The sequence below is a fragment of the Methylobacterium sp. E-046 genome (assembly GCF_022829625.1).
GTDB classification, from domain to species: domain Bacteria; phylum Pseudomonadota; class Alphaproteobacteria; order Rhizobiales; family Beijerinckiaceae; genus Methylobacterium; species Methylobacterium longum.
In genome coordinates this window covers 103575-122292 of sequence record NZ_JAKSYP010000159.1, presented here as the reverse complement: position 1 = coordinate 122292, position 18718 = coordinate 103575, and the positions used below count along the sequence as shown (strand labels likewise).

Annotated in this window: 18 protein-coding genes; 7 read left to right on the top strand and 11 right to left on the bottom strand. The window is 72.0% G+C overall.

What is annotated here, in order from left to right; translation table 11 throughout:
- Positions 1-152 precede the first annotated feature (152 nt).
- The 4 genes from MKK82_RS13900 to MKK82_RS13885 all read right to left on the bottom strand — a co-directional run bounded on the left by MKK82_RS13900 (position 153) and on the right by MKK82_RS13885 (position 5316).
- Positions 153-1430: a hypothetical protein gene (locus MKK82_RS13900; protein WP_243986072.1), complete on the bottom strand. Its 1278-nt coding sequence runs from the start codon at positions 1428-1430 to the stop codon at positions 153-155.
- Positions 1431-1599: 169 nt separating this feature from the next.
- Positions 1600-2631 (bottom strand): Hsp33 family molecular chaperone, encoded by a 1032-nt coding sequence (locus tag MKK82_RS13895; RefSeq protein ID WP_238287589.1) that lies wholly within the window; start codon positions 2629-2631, stop codon positions 1600-1602.
- 344 nt (positions 2632-2975) lie between these two features.
- Positions 2976-3956 carry an ornithine carbamoyltransferase gene (argF, locus tag MKK82_RS13890; RefSeq protein WP_238287592.1) on the bottom strand — a complete coding sequence of 327 codons (981 nt, stop codon included), beginning with the start codon at positions 3954-3956 and terminating at the stop codon, positions 2976-2978.
- Between the two features lie 169 nt (positions 3957-4125).
- Positions 4126-5316 carry an aspartate aminotransferase family protein gene (locus MKK82_RS13885; protein ID WP_238287593.1) on the bottom strand — a complete coding sequence of 397 codons (1191 nt, stop codon included), beginning with the start codon at positions 5314-5316 and terminating at the stop codon, positions 4126-4128.
- Positions 5317-5650: 334 nt separating this feature from the next.
- Here MKK82_RS13885 and MKK82_RS13880 point away from each other — a divergent pair, with 334 nt between their 5' ends.
- The 4 genes from MKK82_RS13880 to MKK82_RS13865 all read left to right on the top strand — a co-directional run bounded on the left by MKK82_RS13880 (position 5651) and on the right by MKK82_RS13865 (position 9666).
- Complete coding sequence (locus MKK82_RS13880; RefSeq protein WP_238287595.1) at positions 5651-6124, top strand: RidA family protein; 474 nt, start codon at positions 5651-5653, stop codon at positions 6122-6124.
- 2 nt (positions 6125-6126) lie between these two features.
- On the top strand, positions 6127-6876 hold the full coding sequence (locus MKK82_RS13875; protein ID WP_238287598.1) for a glycerophosphodiester phosphodiesterase family protein: 750 nt from the start codon (positions 6127-6129) through the stop codon (positions 6874-6876).
- A gap of 363 nt (positions 6877-7239) precedes the next feature.
- Positions 7240-8502, top strand: a complete 1263-nt coding sequence (locus MKK82_RS13870; RefSeq protein WP_243986071.1) for a GNAT family N-acetyltransferase — start codon at positions 7240-7242, stop codon at positions 8500-8502.
- Between the two features lie 3 nt (positions 8503-8505).
- Positions 8506-9666, top strand: a complete 1161-nt coding sequence (locus MKK82_RS13865; RefSeq protein WP_238287602.1) for a M20 aminoacylase family protein — start codon at positions 8506-8508, stop codon at positions 9664-9666.
- Between the two features lie 27 nt (positions 9667-9693).
- On the opposite strand, the gene MKK82_RS13860 is transcribed toward MKK82_RS13865, so the two are convergent.
- From MKK82_RS13860 to modC, 3 genes are all read right to left on the bottom strand, one after another.
- A complete protein-coding gene (locus MKK82_RS13860; protein ID WP_238287603.1) occupies positions 9694-10245 on the bottom strand; it encodes a TetR/AcrR family transcriptional regulator in 552 nt (183 codons plus the stop codon).
- Between the two features lie 5 nt (positions 10246-10250).
- On the bottom strand, positions 10251-10718 hold the full coding sequence (locus MKK82_RS13855) for a DUF1348 family protein (protein ID WP_238287604.1): 468 nt from the start codon (positions 10716-10718) through the stop codon (positions 10251-10253).
- Positions 10719-11475: 757 nt separating this feature from the next.
- On the bottom strand, positions 11476-12594 hold the full coding sequence (gene modC, locus MKK82_RS13850) for a molybdenum ABC transporter ATP-binding protein (RefSeq protein WP_238287605.1): 1119 nt from the start codon (positions 12592-12594) through the stop codon (positions 11476-11478).
- 62 nt (positions 12595-12656) lie between these two features.
- On the opposite strand from modC, the gene MKK82_RS13845 reads away from it, so the two are divergent.
- Positions 12657-13313 carry a glutathione S-transferase gene (locus MKK82_RS13845; RefSeq protein WP_243986069.1) on the top strand — a complete coding sequence of 219 codons (657 nt, stop codon included), beginning with the start codon at positions 12657-12659 and terminating at the stop codon, positions 13311-13313.
- Positions 13314-13379: 66 nt separating this feature from the next.
- Here MKK82_RS13845 and modB read toward each other — a convergent pair whose 3' ends face one another.
- The 3 genes from modB to MKK82_RS13830 all read right to left on the bottom strand — a co-directional run bounded on the left by modB (position 13380) and on the right by MKK82_RS13830 (position 15117).
- Entirely contained in the window at positions 13380-14072 is a 693-nt protein-coding gene (gene modB, locus MKK82_RS13840; RefSeq protein WP_238287611.1) for a molybdate ABC transporter permease subunit, read from the bottom strand.
- Between the two features lie 14 nt (positions 14073-14086).
- On the bottom strand, positions 14087-14485 hold the full coding sequence (locus MKK82_RS13835; RefSeq protein ID WP_238287613.1) for a hypothetical protein: 399 nt from the start codon (positions 14483-14485) through the stop codon (positions 14087-14089).
- 488 nt (positions 14486-14973) lie between these two features.
- Entirely contained in the window at positions 14974-15117 is a 144-nt protein-coding gene (locus tag MKK82_RS13830) for a hypothetical protein (RefSeq protein ID WP_238287616.1), read from the bottom strand.
- Between the two features lie 288 nt (positions 15118-15405).
- Between MKK82_RS13830 and MKK82_RS13825 the strand changes: the two genes are divergently transcribed.
- Positions 15406-16326, top strand: a complete 921-nt coding sequence (locus MKK82_RS13825; protein WP_238287619.1) for a 50S ribosomal protein L11 methyltransferase — start codon at positions 15406-15408, stop codon at positions 16324-16326.
- A gap of 155 nt (positions 16327-16481) precedes the next feature.
- Here MKK82_RS13825 and MKK82_RS13820 read toward each other — a convergent pair whose 3' ends face one another.
- Entirely contained in the window at positions 16482-16790 is a 309-nt protein-coding gene (locus MKK82_RS13820; RefSeq protein ID WP_238287620.1) for a hypothetical protein, read from the bottom strand.
- Between the two features lie 84 nt (positions 16791-16874).
- Here MKK82_RS13820 and MKK82_RS13815 point away from each other — a divergent pair, with 84 nt between their 5' ends.
- On the top strand, positions 16875-18704 hold the full coding sequence (locus tag MKK82_RS13815; RefSeq protein ID WP_238287621.1) for an aminopeptidase P family protein: 1830 nt from the start codon (positions 16875-16877) through the stop codon (positions 18702-18704).
- The last annotated feature ends 14 nt before the right edge of the window (positions 18705-18718 follow it).

The window sequence follows — 18718 nt, the reverse complement described above, 5'->3', positions numbered from 1 at the left end:
CGTGACGAGCGCCGCCGCGTAACTCCGGACAGGGCGCCATCGACCGGGGTGGTGCTGCCCCATCCCTTCGGTCTGGTCGCAGAGGCAACCCAGCAGCACCCGGCGAGATGCGGTGCGGGGAGGAGCCCGACGGCTCCTCCCCGCGCATCCACTCAGTTGCGGCCGGCACCCGGCTGGCCGCCGGCCCGGCCGGCACCCTGGGCGCCGCCGCCCATGCTGCCGTTGCCGCCGCCATTCGCGCCACCGCTCATGCCACCGCTGGCGCCGCCGCGCTCGCCGCCGCCCGCCCGGCCGCCTTCGGTACCGGCCTTCATGCCACCCTGCATGTTGCCGCGATCGGAGGCGTTGCGGATACCGTCCTGCTGGCCGCCGCGCATGTCGCTGTTGCGCATGCCGTCGGTCTTGCCACCGCTCTTGGCGTCGGTCCGGCCGGCCGTCCGGTCCATGTTGCGGTCGTTGGCGCGATCCATCCGGCCCTCATTGCGGTCCTCATGGCGGCCCTCGGTGCGCGAGGTGTTCCGGATGCCGTCCCGGCCCCCGCGATTGTCGAAGCGCGCACCGGCGCGCTGCTCGGAGCGGAAACTCGCGCTGACCGCACCTCCGCCGCTCAGGCGACGATACTCGTCGGATCCGTAGCGGACCCGTTGGCCCCGGATCGTGACGAAGCGGTCTTCCTGGACCGTGACGAGGCGGCGGTATTCGGGCGAGCCGTACCGCACGCGCTGGCCGCGGACGACGACGTAGCGCTCGCGCGGGCCCGTCTCACGGACGCTGACGAGGCGGCGGTATTCGGGCGAGCCGTACAGGACGCGCTGGCCACGGATCACGACGTAGCGCTCGCGCGGACCGCGGTTCTCGGTGACGATCAGGCGGCGATACTCGGGCGAGCCGTAGACCACCCGGCGGCCGCCGATGACCACGAAGCGGCCCTCGCGGCGGAAGCCGCCCTCGACACGGTTGCTCCGGATGTCGGTCCGGCTGCTGACATCGGTACGCCCGCGCCCGTCGATGCGATCGCCACGGCGGTCGCCGCGCTCTGCACGGTCGCCGCGCTCTGCACGGTCGCCGTTCCGGTCGCCGCGCTCGTTCCGCTCGGCCCGCGCGCCGTCTCGGGCCCCGTCACGATCCCCGCGCTCTGCACCGGCGCGACCGCGATCCTGCGCCATCCGGCCCTCGCCACCGGCGTCCCGACCTTGAGCCGAGCGATCCTGGCCGGACCGACCCGTCTCGGATCCGCCGCGCTCCGTCGCCGCCTGGCTGCCGCCCTGCATGTTGCCGCGCTCGCCCCCGCCGGCCTTCATGCCGGACTCGGCGCCGCCCTGGCCGCCGCGCCCGCCCATTGCGGCTCCGCGCTCGGCGCCACCCTGCTGCTGCGCATAGGCCGAGGTGCTGATCAGCAGCGCGGCCAATCCGATCGATAGTCTCCGCATGGCGAATCCTCCAATGTTGAATCTGCCACGCAACGTCGAAAGTCGCGGAACGGTTCAGCCTGGAGGATTCAAAAATTTACGCAACGAATACCGAGCGGACCGCGTTTCGCGCGGACAATCTTGGCCGTAAGGCGGGTTATACTGGTCGCAGGGTCGCGTGGCCGCCGCTCTACTGGCGTGGCTGCCCGGCGATCTCGGCTTCGACCTCCTGCGGATCAAGGTCGTAGCGCCGGGAGCAGAATTCGCAGGTGATGACGATGCGCCCGTCATCCGCAACCATGTCGCGCCGCTCCTGCGGGGCGAACGAGCGGATCATGCCCATCACCCGCTCGCGCGAGCAGCGGCAGGTTTCCTGGACCGGCTGCCGGTCGAAAACCCGGACCCCCCGTTCATGGAAGAGGCGGTAGAGCAGGGTCTCGCTCGACACGTGGGGATCGACCAACTCGTGGTCCTCGACCGTGGACACCAGAGAGCGCGCCTCGACCCACGCATCGTCCTCCGGGGCTTCTCCGGAGAGATGCCGGTGCCCCTCGGGGATGTCCCCCGGCGGCAGGTCGGCGAGGCGGGCCCGGTCCACCGACTGGGGCAGGAACTGCACGATCAGGCCGCCGGCCCGCCAGCGCCCGTCCCCCTCCTCCACGGCTTCGGCCACGGCGAGGCGCACCTGCGTGGGGATCTGCTCCGACTGGCGGAAATACTGGTGTGCCGCCTCCTCCAGGCTCTGGCCTTCCAGGGCGACGACGCCCTGGTAGCGGCTGGCCGCAGTGCCCTGGTCGATGGTCATGGCCAAGTGGCCGGTGCCGATCAGGTCGGCATCCTTGAGCGGACCGGAGCCGAGGGCGGCCACCCGCTCCGGCTCGAACCGCGCGGTGGCGCGCAGACGGTCGGGCGCCTCGAAATCGACCACGATCATCGCCACCGGACCGTCGGTCTTGGTCTGAAGCTGGAACCGGCCCTCGAACTTGAGGGAGGAGCCGAGCAGCACCGTCAGTGCCGCCGCCTCGCCGAGAAGCCGCGCCACCGGATCCGGATAGCCATGGCGGCGCAGGATCGTGTCCACGGCGGGACCGAGCCGGACGATGCGGCCGCGCACGTCCAGCGCCTCGACGGCGAAGGGCAACACGGTGTCGTCCGCGCCGGCGTGGCCGTTGCCGCCGGACTGGGTCTGCGGCTGGGATGGCGACTGAGTTCCTGAGGACATGCCCGCTCCGATCGATGCGTCCGGCGCCCGAGGCGATCCGTCTCCGGATCAGGCGCCGACCCGGTGCGGCAGGGAACCGTCTTCCGGACGGGCCGGCCGGCGTGAGGGACTGACCGTGATGCGGCGATCGGATCCCTCACCCCGCCCGCGCCCATGCGGGAGAGGCGGCGCAGCGCGCCACGTCCGTCGCCGGGATGCCGCCCGCCGGCGGCCGTGATAGGGAGACGGACGGCGTCGGCCGTCCGCTCACACCTATATGGGATAGGGAGCCCAAGTTCGCGAGCCCAAGTTCGCCAGCCCAAGTTCGCGAGCCCAAGTTCGCGGGCTCGGACGCGAAGACCGGATCAGAGCCCGCCGGCGCGCAGGCACCAGGCCAGGATGCCCTTCTGCGCGTGCAGGCGGTTTTCGGCCTCGTCGAACACCACCGAGCGCGGCCCGTCCATCACCTCGGCCGTGACCTCCTCGCCCCGGTGCGCCGGCAGGCAATGCATGAAGATCGCGTCCGGGTTGGCCGCCGCCATCAGCTTGGCGTTGACCTGATAGGGGCTGAGCAGGTTGTGCCGGTGGGCCTCGTCGTCGTCGCCCATCGAGACCCAGCAATCCGTGACCACGGCGTCCGCGCCCTGAACGGCCGCGAACGCATCCGTGGTGACGTTGATGTCGGCACCTTCCTGCTTCGCCCAGGCGAGCAGGGCGGGCGGCGGCGCCAGCTCCGGCGGGCTCGCGACGTTCAGGGTGAAGTCGAAGCGCGCGGCGGCGTGAACCCAGCTCGCCAGCACGTTGTTGGCATCGCCGGACCACGCCACGGTGCGGCCCTGGATCGGCCCGCGATGCTCCTCGAAGGTCAGCACATCGGCCATGATCTGGCACGGGTGCGAGACCTTGGTCAGGGCATTGATCACCGGGATGGTGGCGCATTCGGCCAGCTCCAGCATCTGGCCGTGGTCGAGGATGCGGATCATGATCGCGTCGACGAAGCGCGACAGCACCTGCGCGGTGTCGCCGACGGTCTCGCCGCGCCCGAGCTGCATCTCGGAACCGGTGAGCATCAGCGTCTCGCCGCCGAGTTCGCGCATCGCCACGTCGAAGGAGACGCGGGTGCGGGTCGAGGGCCGGTCGAAGACCATCGCCAGGGTCTTGCCGGTGAGCGGGCGCTCGGCGGCGACTTCGCCCTTGCGGCGGCGCGCCTTGATGGCTGCGCTGGCGTCCAGCACCCGGCGCAGCTCCGCGCCCGAGAGATCCTTGAGATCGAGGAAATGGCGAGGGCCGACACCGTTCAGGTGCCTGGCCGGGGCCTGGGCCCGGCCGTCAATCTGGGCTTTCATCGCGTCACAATAACTAGAGTCTGCTCAACGATCACCTGATCATGAACGGTACTCTACCTCCTGGCAGGGGCATTTCCGTCACGCGCGGCGGGACGAGCCGCACCCGGAAACGCTTCGGGCCACCCGCCGGAACCCGGAGGGCGGTGTTCGGAACTCTGGGGTTGAAGCGTTACTCGGCAGCGCCCCGCACGCCCTCGAAGCCGAACGCGGCCGCGTCCAGGCGCTGGACCGCCGCGTCGATCTCGGCCTCGCCGATGGTCAGGGGCGGCAGCAGGCGCACGATGTTGTCGCCGGCCGGGATCACCAGCAGATGCGCGTCCCGCGCGGCGGCCGCGAAATCGGTGTTCGGCACTGCGAGCTTCAGGCCCAGCATCAGCCCCTCGCCGCGGATCTCCTCGAAGACGTGCGGGTGCCGGTCGCGCAGGGCGGCGAGCTTCTGCTTGAGCAGCAGCCCGGAATGGGCGACGCGGTCGAGGAACCCGTCCGCCAGAACCACGTCCAGCACCGCATTCCCCACCGCCATGGCCAGCGGATTGCCGCCGAAGGTGGTCCCGTGCGTGCCGGCCGTCATGCCGCGGGCAGCCTCGCGGGTCGCCAAGCAGGCGCCGAGGGGGAAGCCCCCGCCGATGCCCTTGGCGGCGCTCATGATGTCGGGCGTGACGCCGGACCACTCGTGGGCGAACAGCCGGCCGGTGCGGCCGACGCCGGTCTGGACCTCGTCCATGATCAGCAGCAGGCCGTGCGCGTCGCAGATCTCGCGCAGCCGGCGCAGCTCCCCGTGGGGAATCACGCGCACGCCGCCCTCGCCCTGGATCGGCTCGATCATCAGGGCCGCCGTCTCGGGCCCGATCACGGCCTCCAGTGCGGCGAAATCGCCGGCGGCGACCTGATCGAAGCCCTCCACCTTCGGACCGAAGCCCTCGATGTATTTCTGCTGGCCGCCCGCCGCCAGCGTCGCCAGCGTCCGCCCGTGGAAGGCACCCGCGAAGGTCACGATCCGGTAGCGCTCCGGATGGCCGCCTGCCGCGTGGTACTTGCGGGCGATCTTGATCGCCGCCTCGTTGGCCTCCGCGCCCGAATTGCAGAAGAACACCACGTCGGCGAACGTCGCCTCGACCAGCCGCTGGCCCAGGCGTTCACCCCCGGGAATCTGGAACAGGTTCGAGGTGTGCCAGATCCGATTCGCCTGCTCGGTCAGCGCGCCGACGAGGTGCGGATGGGCATGCCCGAGGGCGTTCACTGCGATTCCGGCGCCGAAGTCGAGGTATCGCTCCCCGCCCTCGGTCACGAGCCAGGCGCCCTCACCGCGCTCGAAGGCGAGGGGCGCGCGGACGTAGGTCGGCAGCAGGGCTGAGGTCACAGGTCCCAACTCCGTTTCTCGCAGGAGCCCGGAGCTGGCGTGAGCCGGCTCCAAATGAAAGTGCCGCCTCAGTCAGGGGCGGCACGCGCGCGATTACTATGAATGCGCCGCGCCCTGTCAACGTTTCGATGAACCCCCGGCGCGCGCGGCAGCTCTGCGCGATGATCCGGCGACCGCCTCTGCGGACGTCGCCGGCCTCCCGGCCTCTCGCCCGACTTTCTCGCCCGACCCTCTCCCCTGATCCTCTTGCACGACCCTCTTGCGCGACCCTCTTGCGCGACTTGGGGTGCCATGCTCCTGCTCCGGCCGATCTGAGACGCCGAGGGAGAACCCGATGAGCACGGTCAAGGAACGTCTGGAGGCGCTCGGCCTCGCCCTGCCGAAGGCCGCCGCGCCGGTCGCCAACTACGTGCCGTTCGTGCGCACGGCCAACCTCGTGGTGATCTCCGGGCAAATCTGCTTCGGCGCGGACGGCAAGATCGCGGCCGAGCACACGGGCAAGGTCGGCGGCCCCGTCTCGGCGGAGGCCGGCAAGGCCGCGGCCCGGCTGTGCGCACTCAACGTCCTCGCCCAGCTCGAGGCGGCGGTGGGCGACCTCGACCGCGCGGTGGTCCAGTGCGTGCGGCTCGGCGGCTTCATCAACGCCGCCCCGGGCTTCTCGGCGGTGGCCGGGGTGATGAACGGCGCCTCCGACCTGATGGTCGAGCTACTGGGCGATCGCGGACGCCATGCCCGCTCCACCGTCGGCGTCGCGGAACTGCCCCTCGACGCCGCCGTCGAGGTCGAGGCGATGTTCGAGGTCCGCTGACCATGGCCGCACCCGACTGGCTCACCGCGCGGCCGATCGCCCATCGTGGTCTGCACGACCGGGCGGCGGGCCGGCCGGAGAACACGCTGGCGGCGGCCCGGGCGGCGGTCGCGGGCGGCTTCGCCATCGAGTGCGACGTCCAGATGAGCGCCGACGGCGAGGCGATGGTGTTCCACGACGCCGCCCTCGGACGTCTGACCAGGGCGAGCGAGGCCGTGGCCGACAGGTCGGCGGCAGAACTCGGGGCGCTCACTGTCGCCGGATCCGCGGAGACGATCCCGACGCTGCCGGCATTCCTGGCGGCGGTGGCCGGGGCCGTGCCGGTGGTGATCGAGGTGAAGTCCCGCTACGACGGGGACCTGAGGCTCGCCACTCGCGCCGCCGCGGTCGCTGCGGCCCATGCCGGGCCGGTGGCGGTGAAATCCTTCGATCCGCAGGTGGTCGTGGCCCTGCGCGATCTCTGCCCGCCGACGATCCCGCGGGGCATCGTCGCGGAGACCACGCAGGACGATCCGGTCTACGCGGCGCTGCCGCCGAGCGCGCGACTCGCCCTGTCCGACCTCCTGCACTTCGCCGAGACCCGTCCGGACTTTCTGTCCTGGCGGGTGGACGACCTGCCCTGCGCGCCCACCTACCTCTGCCGGCTGCTCGGGCGGATGCCCGTGATGGCCTGGACGGTGCGGACCGAGGAGCAGCGCGCTCGCGCGAGCGCACACGCGGACCAGATGGTGTTCGAGGGGTTCACCCCGTAGGTCGTCGTGCGAGGCGACCGTCGGGGACGGCCCCGGGTTTCAAAGGCCGGACTCCGGAGACCCCCGCGGCCTCTATCCCTGCCGGCCCGGCGCGGTGACGGGTTTCGTCCCGGGCACGTTTTCGCCCGGCGCGTCGCGGTTTCGCGCCTCGCAGCGAGCCGCTTCCGCGAACGCGTCCGGCCGACGTCGGTCGGCGGCCGTGCCGATCCCCGGGGCCGCACCGCGTCGCGCGATCGTGATGCGTCCCCTCCCCGGATCCGGCGACCGGACGGTGTGACGATGGCGGCCGTCTGACAAGGCGATCAGGGCGGCCGCGCGCATCCGCCCGCTTGCTCCTCCCCGGGCACCGGCTAGACTCGAACCATGAAGCAAGCACCCGGGCCGACGCCGGACTCCCCCACGCTCACCGTGCGGGCTCTGCCCGGATTGAAGGAGATCGGCGCGGCGGACTGGGATGCCTGCGCCTTCTCTCCCGAAACCCTCGCGGCCGGCGACGAGACCCACAATCCCTTCGTGTCGCACGCCTTCCTGTCGGCGCTGGAGGATTCGGGCTGCGTCTCACGCAAGACCGGCTGGCTGCCCCTCCACGTCTCCGTCGAGCGCGACGGCGCCCGCCTCGGAGTGGTGCCCTGCTACCTGAAATCGCACAGCCAGGGCGAGTACGTGTTCGATCACGGCTGGGCCGACGCCTACGAGCGGGCCGGCGGCTCCTACTATCCCAAGCTGCAGGTGAGCATCCCGTTCACCCCCGTGACCGGCCCGCGCTTCCTGATCGCCCCGGGCGCCGATCCGGACGAGGCGACCGCGGGGCTCGTCGCGGGATTGCGGGCGCTGCGGGGCGAGACCAAGGCCTCCTCGATCCACGTCACCTTCATGCGCGAAGCCGAGTGGGACCGGGCCGGCGAGGCGGGTTTCCTGCAGCGCACCGACCAGCAGTTCCACTGGGAGAACGACGGCTACGCGACCTTCGACGACTTCCTCGCCGCGCTCGCCTCGCGCAAGCGCAAGACCATCCGCAAGGAGCGCCGCGACGCCCTCGCCCCCGGGATCACGGTGGAGCACCTGACCGGCGCGGACATCACCGAGGCCCACTGGGACGCGTTCTACGCCTTCTACATGGACACCGGCTCCCGGAAGTGGGGGCGCCCCTATCTCAACCGCCGGTTCTTCTCGCTCCTGTCCGAGCGCATGGCCGAGCGGGTGCTCCTCGTGATGGCCCAGCGCGAGGGCGCCTACATCGCCGGCGCCATCAACCTGATCGGCGACGCGGCGCTCTACGGGCGTAACTGGGGCTGCATCGAGGACCACCCGTTCCTGCATTTCGAGGTCTGCTACTATCAAGCGATCGATTTCGCGATCGCCCGGGGCCTCAAGCGGGTCGAGGCCGGCGCCCAGGGGGAGCACAAGCTCGCCCGTGGCTACCGGCCGGTCCTGATGCACTCGGCCCACGACATCGCCGACCCCGCCCTGCGCCGGGCGGTGGCCGATTATTTGCAGCGGGAGCGCGCCCACGTCGCCGAGGCCGTGGATGTCCTCGATACGCTCACGCCGTTCCGGCGTACCAATGAGGGCGACGCCGCCGACGGCGCTGCGCGTTCCACCACATCACCCCCCGAGAGCCCCTGAGACATGAGCCCGATCGACCACATCAAGGCCTACGCCGACGAGCTGACGGCGCTGCGCCGCGACCTGCACGCGCATCCCGAACTCGGCTTCGAGGAGGTGCGGACCGCGGGTATCGTGGCCGACCTTCTGGAGACCTTCGGCTGCGAGGTGCATCGCGGGATCGGCGGCACCGGCGTCGTCGGTCTGCTCAAGGGCCGCACCGATAACGGGAAGCGCATCGGTCTGCGCGCCGACATGGACGCCCTGCCGATCGAGGAGGAGACCAACCTCCCCTACCGCTCGACCTACGCCGGCAAGATGCACGCCTGCGGCCATGACGGGCACACCACGATGCTCCTCGGCGCCGCCCGCTACCTCGCCGAGACCCGCGATTTCGACGGCACGGCGGTGTTCGTGTTCCAGCCCGCCGAGGAAGGCCGCGGCGGCGCCCGGGCCATGCTGAAGGACGGGCTCTTCGAGCGCTTCCCCTGCGACGAGATCTACGGCCTGCACAACCAGCCGGGCGGCGGCCACGGCATGATCAAGCTGCGGCCCGGCCCGATCATGGCGGCGGCCGACTTCTTCGACATCCACATCCGCGGCCGGGGCATCCACGCCGCCCAGCCGCACCGCGGCGTCGACCCGATCATCGTCGCCACCGGACTCGCGCAGGCGCTCCAGTCGATCGTCTCGCGCAACGCCGATCCGCTGAAATCGATCGTGCTGTCGATCACCCGGATCGAGGCGGGCTCCGCCTACAACGTCATTCCCGAGACGGCGCACCTCGCCGGCACGATCCGTACCTTCGACAAGGAGATTCGGGCACTCGCCGGCACCCGCATGCGCGAGCTGGCGGCGGGCTTCGGCGCGGCATACGGCGCGGAGGTCACGGTCGACCTGCAGGACGTGTTCTCGGTCCTGGAGAACGCCCCCGAGCAGGCCGCAGCCGCGACGGCGATCGCCACCGAGTTGGTCGGGGCCGACAAGGTGGAGGCGAACGTGGTCCCGAAGATGGGCAGCGAGGATTTCGCCGACATGACCATGGCGGTGCCCGGCGCCTATGTCTGGCTCGGCGCCAATCCCGGTCCCGGCCTGCACAATGCCGGCTACAACTTCGACGACTCGATCATCCCGATTGGCAGCGCGTTCCTCGCCCGGATGGTGGAGCGCCGCACCGCCGCCTGATCGGCCTGTGCGGGGCCGCCGCGGCGCCTAGCCCGCGGCGGCGACCCGAATCCTCAGGGCCGTCATCGCCCGGGAGAAGACGGCGGGTTCGTCGAGGGCCCGGGCCAGGACGATGGCTCCCTGGATCTGCGCCACGACCTCCTCGGCAAGGGCGAGGCTCGCCGCCGGCTCCCGGCCGGACCGCGTCAGGGCGCCCGCCAAGGCTGCGATCCAGCGGGCGAAGTAGCACCGCACCGCCCCGGCGAATCGGTCGCGCTCCGAGCCGAGCGCCACGACCCCGACTAGGCAGACCCGCTGCCCGGAGCGGAAATACGTCTCGACGGCGTCGAACATCGCCGAGACGGCCGCGGCGGGGCGCTCCGCCGCGCGCAGCGGCGCGTACAGGTTGGCCTCGAACCACCCGTCGATCTCGGCCAGCACGCAGGCGGCCATCTCGGCCTTTCCCTCGGGGAAGAGGTTGTAGAGGCTGCCCTTCCCGAGGCCCGTCGCCCGGCTGATCAGCGACAGGCTCGCGCCCTCGTAGCCGTGCTCGCGAAACACCTCCGCGAGCCCGGGAAGCAGCTCCGCCCGGCCACGCACGGCCGTCAGAGGCCGAGGTCGCTGAGCCCCGGATGGTCGTCGGGGCGCCGGCCCAGCGGCCAGTGGAACTTCCGCTCGGATTCCGTGATCGGCAGATCGTTGATGCTGGCGATCCGCCGCCGCATCAGGCCGCGCGCGTCGAACTCCCAGTTCTCGTTGCCGTATGCGCGGTACCACCGTCCGTCCGCGTCGTGCCACTCGTAGGCGAAGCGTACGGCGATGCGATCGCCGCCGAAGGTCCAGAGTTCCTTGATCAGCCGGTAATCGAGTTCCCGCGCCCACTTGCGCTCGAGGAAGGCCACGATGGCCGCGCGTCCCGTGAAGAATTCGCTCCGGTTCCGCCAGACGCTGTCCGGCGTGTAGGCGAGCGAGACCCGCTCGGGATCGCGCCCGTTCCAGGCATCCTCGGCCATGCGGGCCTTCTGGGCGGCGGTCTCGGCGGTGAAGGGCGGGAGCGGCGGGCGGTCCGTCATGGGAAGGTTGCTCCAGGGTTTGTACCGATCGGTACAAAGATGGTCACGGCTGTGCCCGACCGTCAACCGGCGGCGCTCGCCGCGGCAGGCCCCCATCGCTTCGGAGCGGCCCCCTTGCCGGCCCCCCGGCGCTTCCGGGGGCTCGTTCTGCCGGATAGGCCGCTGCCGGCGTCACCGACCGCCCTATTGGTCCGCGGTCGCTCAGGGGAGACCGGACCCGAGGGGCACGCCGCGGCCGGCAACCCGGAGCCGCCGACGGAGCAGTGTCTCGATCCGTCGGCGAACAGGGATCCCGGGCGCCGCTGCGCCGCCCCGGGATGATGAGCGTGGGGTCTGCGCGTCGACGCGACGCCCTGGCTCAGGAGTGAACAAACTTTCTCGGAGCGATTGCCCCACCCTGCGCGTCGGCGAGGATAGCGCCGCTCTCGACAGCGCGCCGCCATCGGTCGAAGGCGGCGCCGGATCGGACAAACGGCACGCGGCGTAACGGCGAACCGTGTCGACAGGCCGTCCGATCGGTGCGAACCTCGGGGCCTTGCCGCGAGCCAACGCGCCGAGACGGAGGGGGCATGTCACCGGAAATTCGGGAGTCGCGGGCTGCCCTCATCCTGCTGGCCGCGTCCGTCGGCGCGGTGTTGATCTTCGGGGCCTTCACGCTGCTGACGCAGATGGGGTGACGGGCAGCCTCGCGTTGCCGCGCCTCAGGGACCGCGAACGGCTCCGCCGCGAGGCAGGAGCGGGATCGGATCCGCAAGGCTCAGATCGTCACTGGTGAGCGCAGGAGGCCGATCCCCGCCGGATCGAAGGCGGCGCTCTTCACGATCGCGTAGACGGGACGCCCGATCGCGAGGCCGAGTTCGCGGACGGCCGCCGTCGTCAGCCGGGCCACGATGCAGGCGCCGCCGCAATCGATCTCCACCGCCATCTCGGATCCTGACGGGATCAGCCGGCTGACCCGTCCGGCCAGGATGTTGCGCGCGCTGAGGCCTCGCGGCGGCTCGGTGGCCACCAGCACGTCGCGCGCGGGGATGCGGACGCGCAACCGCGTCCCGGGCTGGAGCGAGAGCCCCGGCACGAGCAGCCGCCCGGCGGGCCCGGTCAGGTCCGTGAGGCCCGTCTCCGCGTCGGTTCCCTCCACGCGCATGTCGAGGAGTGCGCCGGCCTCGGCCTCGTGGACGGGCACGAGGTCGGCCCGGCGCAGGATCGCCTCCGCGGGGCCGGCGGCGGCCACGCGCCCCGCCTCCAGAACGACGACCGTGGTGGCGAGCCGCGCCACCTCCGAGACGGCGTGGCTGACATAGACGATCGGGACGCCGGTCTCGTCGCGCAAGCGCTCGATATACGGCAGGATCTCGGCCTTGCGGGCTTCGTCCAGGGCGGCCAGCGGCTCGTCCATCAGGAGCAGCCGCGGACCTGCCAGGAGCGCCCGCCCGATCGCGACCCGCTGGCGCTCACCGCCCGAGAGGCCGGCGGGCCGCCGGTCTAGGAGGTGGTGGATGCCGAGCATGTCGGTCACCGAATCGAAGGTCACCCTGTCGAGGGTCGCCGGGTCGCGACCCTGGCGCGCGCGGGCCCGGCCGTAGCCGAGGTTTCCCCGCACGCTGAGATGCGGGAACAGCCGTGCATCCTGGAACACCACGCCGATCCGCCGCCGATGGGGCGGCAGGAAGGTCCCACCTGCGGTGTCGACCAGAACGGTCCCGCCCACGACGATCCGGCCCCGGTCGGGCCGGGTGAGGCCGGCGATCAGGTCGATCAGCGTCGTCTTGCCCGAGCCCGAGCGTCCGAACAGCGTCGTCAGACCCGCCCCGGCCGCGAAGGCGGCCTCGAGCGCGAAGGCCCCGCGCCGGAGCCGCACGTCGACCTGGATGCTCACGCGGCGGCTCTCGGGTAACAGGGGGCGCGGCGCGATCCGGCGCCGGCCCGGACACCCCCGCGATGATCACGGTCCACCACCTTGAGAACAGCCGATCGCAGCGCGTGCTGTGGCTGCTCGAGGAACTCGGGCTGCCCTACCGGGTGCAGCGCTACGACCGCGATCCCCGGACGATGCGGGCACCTCCGGAGCTCCTGGCGGTCCACCCGCTCGGCAAGGCTCCGGTGATCACGGACGGCGGCACGGTGATCGCCGAGACGGGCGCGATCGTCACCCACCTGACCGCGAAGGAAGGCGGCCGGCTGGAGCCCGCACCGGGCACGGAGGCGCACAGGCGCTACACCTACTGGCTCCACTACGCGGAGGGATCGGCGATGCCGCCGCTGCTGCTCAAGCTGATCTTCTCCCGCCTGGAGCCCGGCAGCCCCCGGCTGCTGCGTCCCCTGGTCCGCCGGATCGCCGGGCAGGTGCTCCAGGGCTTCGTCGATCCGGACCTGCGCCGGCACGCGGCTTACTGGGAGACGGAACTCGCCGACCGGCCCTATTTCTGCGGGGCGGACTTCACCGCCGCCGACATCATGATGAGCTTCCCCCTGGAGGCCTTCGCGGCGCGCGGCACCGGCACCGGTCCGACAGTCGCGGCGTGGCTCGCGCGGGTCCACGCCCGCCCGGCCTACGGGCGGGCCCTGGCGGCGGGCGGCCCCTACGCGTACGCGTGAGCGGCTGCCGGCGCGCGGGACGCGGCGCGTCCCCGGTCGATGGTCCGGCCGCGGTCGAGACGCCACTCAGCCCGCTCCCAGCCGTCGCCCGGCCCGCGCCGCCAGGAATTCCGAGATCAGCAGCGCCGTCACCGACACGGCGATCGACACCAGGGTAAGGCGCAAGGCGGGCCCCTCGCCGCCGGGAACCTGGGTCAGCGTGTAGATCGCCGAGGGCAGCGTCTGGGTCTCGCCCGGGATGTTCGACACGAAGGTGATGGTCGCGCCGAACTCGCCCATTGCCTTGGCGAAGGCCAGCACGGCTCCCGCGATGCAGCCGGGCAGGCTCAGCGGCAGCGTGACCGTGACGAACACCGCCAGCGGTCCCGCGCCCAGGGTCGCGGCAGCCTGCTCCAGCCGGCGGTCGACCGCCTCGATCGACAGGCGCATCGCCCGCACCATCAGGGGGAAGCCCATGACCGCGCAGGCGAGCGCCGCGCCGGTCCACCGGAACGAGAACACGATCCCGATCTCCGCGAGGGCGGCCCCGAGCGTGCCGCGGCGGCCGAGGACCAGCAGCAGCAGGTAGCCGGTCACCACCGGGGGCAGGATCAGGGGCAGGTGGACCAGCCCGTCGAGCAGGGCGCGGCCGGGAAACCGGCGCCGGGCCAGCAGCCACGCCACGGCGAGGCCCGGGCCGAGGCTCGCGAGCGTCGCCACCGCGGCCACCCGCAGGCTCAGGGCGACGGCGGTCCATTCCTCCGGGGTCAGGCCGGGCACGACGGGGCGCGCCGCTACCGGCCGGGGCCGGGCTTCCCGACCACCGCGAACCCCTGGCGCGCGAAGGATGCGCCGGTGCCGGGGCTGCACAGGTGAGGCGGGAGCGCGGCGGCGTTCGGGTTGCCCGGATCCATCATCCGCGCCGCCGGATCCGCGATCGGCGGGCGGCTGTCGGCCGTGAATGTGGCGAGCCCGCGCCGTGTCGGGTGGGCGGTGTCGATCTGCTGGGCCGACCCGTCGGGGCCCGCGTCGGTGATCCGCACCGTCTCGCCCGTCCCCCAGGTCCGGGCGGCCGAGGCTCGGTCCAGGGCATTCTTCAGGCCGACCGCGGCGACGCGCACCGATCCGCCAGCGGGGGGCAGCGCCGGCGTCCCGGAGGCGCCCGCGATCCAGGTCCGTCGTGTCGGGCGCATGGAGGGTCGATCCCTGTCGCGACCCGCTACGTCCAACCGGGCACGGCGGGAATCATAGGGTCCCCCTCAGCATCGGCCAAGTGGCGGGGATCCGGGGCGCGCCGCCCTCCGGCTTCAGCCGCCCTGTCCCTCGCGGCGTTCCTTCGGCGCGGCCTCGGCGCGGTGCAGACGACTCAGGAGAACGAGCAAATGGCCCGGCAGCGGTCCCTCAGGGGCCGGGCCGCCGAACAGCCGGTCGCGGGGCCGCACCGGCGCGGAAGCATCGTTGACCACCACGGGCCCCCGGGGGCCGGAACGCCTGGACTTGGTCACGCTGTACGCACCTTGCTTAATCGCCATACACGCCGAAAGCCGGCAAAAACGCCGCTCCGCCGGGCGAGTTCCGTGCCGACCCGCATCTCGTGATTAACGCGTGGACACCCTGCCGCATTCCTGTGCGGCGCCCGCTGCGAATCGCGATCGCCCCGAAACCGGCAACGCCGGCCGCGTCACCACGTTCGGATGTCGCGCGGCTCTGTCGCATCCGCGTCCGGCAGACCGGTCATGTCCGCGGCCACGAGCATCGCCCACAGCGCCGCCGCGCCCGCCGTCAGGAGCGCGACGATGACGCTGAAGAGGAGGGGCGAATTCATGGAGCGCTGTGATCTGTCAAAACTGGCGCGCCGGATTCCGAAGATCGGCGCGCCGGAGTTGAGGGTCTGGCCTTGGGTAAGCCGAGACTGTTTAAGCACACGCGATCCGGATGGACACTCTTTAAAAAACCGTCCGGAGACAAGTATTGCCCGATGTGTCCGGCCGGCAACAAGCTGCCGGTCCCGCCCGGCCGCGTCCCGGACGGTCTCCGGGGTCGCGTTCCGTCCGGCGGAATTTTTCGCAGCCTCCCCCTGTGATGATGCCCCTCCCGGCGTTACAGCCCGACCATGCTCGAAGGCCTGCCGCCCCACCGCCCGTCCCACGTCCTGCGCCTGTTGACCGACGAACGCTCGGCCCGGGCGATGACCGATCTGCTGGGCGAGATGTTCGACCCCACCGAGACCGCCGTGGCGGCCTTCGAGGATGCGGACGGGCGGACATGGCTGCTCGAAGCCTACTTCGCCGACGCGCCCGACGAGGCCTATGTCCGGTCTCTGATCCGGCCGGTGATCGGCGCGGCGGCGGATACGGCGGAGTTCCGCACGATCGAGCAGCAGGATTGGGTGCGCACCTCGCTGGAGGGACTCAAGCCGGTCCGCGCCGGCCGATTCGTGATCCACGGGTCGCATGATCGCGATGCCGTGCGGTCGAACGACCTGCCCATCGAGATCGAGGCAGCCCTGGCCTTCGGTACCGGCCATCACGGGACGACGCTGGGCTGCCTTCGGGCGCTGGTCGCCGCGTTGAAACGCCGACGCCCGGCCCACGTCCTCGATGTCGGCACCGGCACCGGCATCCTCGCCTTCGCGGCCGCGAAGGCGTTGCGCCAACCCGTCGTAGCGGGCGACCTCGATCCCGAGGCGGTCCGCACCGCCCGCGAGAACGCGCGGGCCAACGGACTCGGCCCTTATCTCAAGCTCTACCAGGGAGCGGGCGTGCGCCATCGCCTCGCGGACCGGTCGCGCCATTTCGATCTGGTCTTCGCCAATATCCTGGCGCGCCCCCTGCGGCTGCTCGCGCCGACGCTGTCGCGGGTCGTCGCGCCCGAGGGCGTGCTGGTCCTGTCCGGTCTGATCGAGCGCGACGTGCCGGGTGTCCTCTCGGCCTATCGCCTCCAGGGCTTCGCCCTCGTGAGCCGCGGCGTGATCGAGGGCTGGGTCGCGCTTGTCCTGATGCGCGGGGGCGCGGCCCGCAGACCGCGCCGCTGAGGGGCGCCGCTGCCGTCCCACGCCGGCGCCGGACCCGGCGCGTTCGAACGCCCGGACGGCTTGGCGGGACGGCGCGCCGCGCGCGTGGGCTACCGATCACGGGCGGCCGGCCATCGGGGAGTCTGTCGTCGCGGTCCGCGACCGCCTGCGCCGCGTCAGTGCGCGGCGCGCAGCCGTCCGGGTGGGCGTGCCCTGCCGGGCTCCGCCACGGCGGATGTCGTGGACGGCGTGGGATCCGCCTGCGCCACCGGGGCGCCCAGCGCCGCCATGAGCACGCGCAGGCCTTCGATCCACTCCTCGGCCTCGCCGAGCGAGACGAAGCCGTCGCGCCGGATGACGGTATCCGGCTCGAGCGTGACGACGGCGTCGAAGCGGCCGTCCCTTCTGTCGCTGATCCGGTAGTAAACGCGGCGTGGCATAAGCTTGGAATAGACCGATTTGGGCGGCGTGATAAGATTGGACACGATTTTCTAACCGCTACTTGTGGGCGCGCGCCGGTCATTGCTGCGCTGTTGCGGGCTGGGACCGCCGGGCGCTACGCTCGCGCCATGACAGAGCCGAGTCCCCGCCCCCGCTTCCAGACCTTCGACGACCCGAGCCACCGCAAGGGTGCCGAGCGGATCGAGGCCCTGCGCGCCGCCCTGCGCGAGACCGGCCTCGACGGCTTCGTCGTGCCCCGCGCCGACGAGCATCAATCCGAGTACGTCCCCGCGGATGCGGAGCGGCTGGCTTGGCTCACGGGCTTCACCGGTTCGGCCGGGACCGCCCTGATCCTGACGGAGAGCGCCGCCCTGGTCGTGGATGGCCGGTACACCCTGCAGGCCCCCGAGCAGGTCGAGACCGGCATCCTCACGGTCGTGCCGCTCTCCGAGGCGACGCCGGAGGCCTGGATCGGCGCCAATCTCAGGCGCGATCAGGTGCTCGGCTATGACCCCTGGCTGCATACGCCGGACGGTGTCGCACGCCTGGAGCGGGCGGCCACGAAGGCCGGCGGCGCGGTGCGGGCTGTCCCCAACCTCGTGGACGCCGTCTGGGCCGGGCGCCCCAAGCCGCCGGCCGGACCCGTCGTGGTTCACCCGGACGCGCTCGCGGGGGAGACCGTCGCGGAGAAGCTCGCCCGGGTGCGGGCGGCCCTGGCGGAGGGCGGCTGCGACGCGCTGGTGATCTCGGACCCGCACAACCTCGCTTGGGCGTTCAACCTGCGCGGCTCCGATGTCGGCCATACGCCCCTGGCGCTGGGCTACGCCGTGCTGCCGCGCGAAGGCGCGGCGCGCCTGTTCCTGGTCTCGTCGAACGTCGATCCGGCCCTGCGGGCCGCCCTCGCCCCCGCGGCCGAGATCCTCGCGCGCGCCGAACTCGACGACGGGCTGGCCGCCCTGAGCGGCGTCCGCGTCCGGCTCGACGCGGCGACCGGAGCCGTGGCGCTGAAGGAGAAGATCGAGGCGGCCGGCGGCACCGCCGATGTCGGGCGGGATCCCATCACCGGGATGAAGGCGGTCAAGAATGCCGCTGAGATCGCCGGCGCGCGCGCCGCCCATATCCGCGACGGGGCGAGCGTCGTGCGCTTCCTCGCCTGGCTCGACGCCGCCGCCGCCGCCGGCCGGCTCTCCGAGATCGCCGCCGTGGAGGCGCTGGAGGATTTTCGCGCCGCCGGAGGCGACCTGCGCGACGTCTCCTTCCCGACGATCTCGGGGTCCGGCCCGAACGGGGCGATCGTCCACTACAGGGTGACCCGCGCCAGCGACCGGACCGTGCAGCCCGGCGAGCTGTTCCTCATCGATTCCGGGGCGCAGTACTCCGACGGCACCACCGACATCACCCGCACCGTCGCGGTCGGCGCACCCAGCGCAGCGATGCGCGACCGCTTCACCCGCGTGCTGAAGGGCCACCTCGCCATCGCCCGTGCGGTCTTCCCGACCGGCACGACCGGCGCCCAGATCGACGCCTTCGCCCGGGCGCCGCTCTGGCAGGCGGGCCTCGATTTCGACCACGGCACCGGCCACGGCGTCGGGGCCTTCCTGTCGGTGCACGAGGGTCCGCAGCGGATCGCCAAGACCGGCACCGTGGCTCTGGAGCCCGGCATGATCCTGTCCAACGAGCCGGGCTACTACGCCCGCGGCGCCTACGGCATCCGGATCGAGAACCTGGTTCTGGTCGAGCCCCGCGCGATCGCGGACGGTGAGCGCCCGATGCTGGGCTTCGAGACGCTGACGCTCGCGCCGTATGATCGGCGGTTGATCGAGCCGGACCTGCTCGACCCGGGCGAGCGCGCATGGATCGACGCCTACCATGAGAGGGTGCGGGCGACGCTCGCGCCGGGGCTCGATGCCGAGACGCGCGCCTGGCTGGAGCGCGCCATCGCGCCGCTCTCGGACTGAGCGGCCGGCCGGCG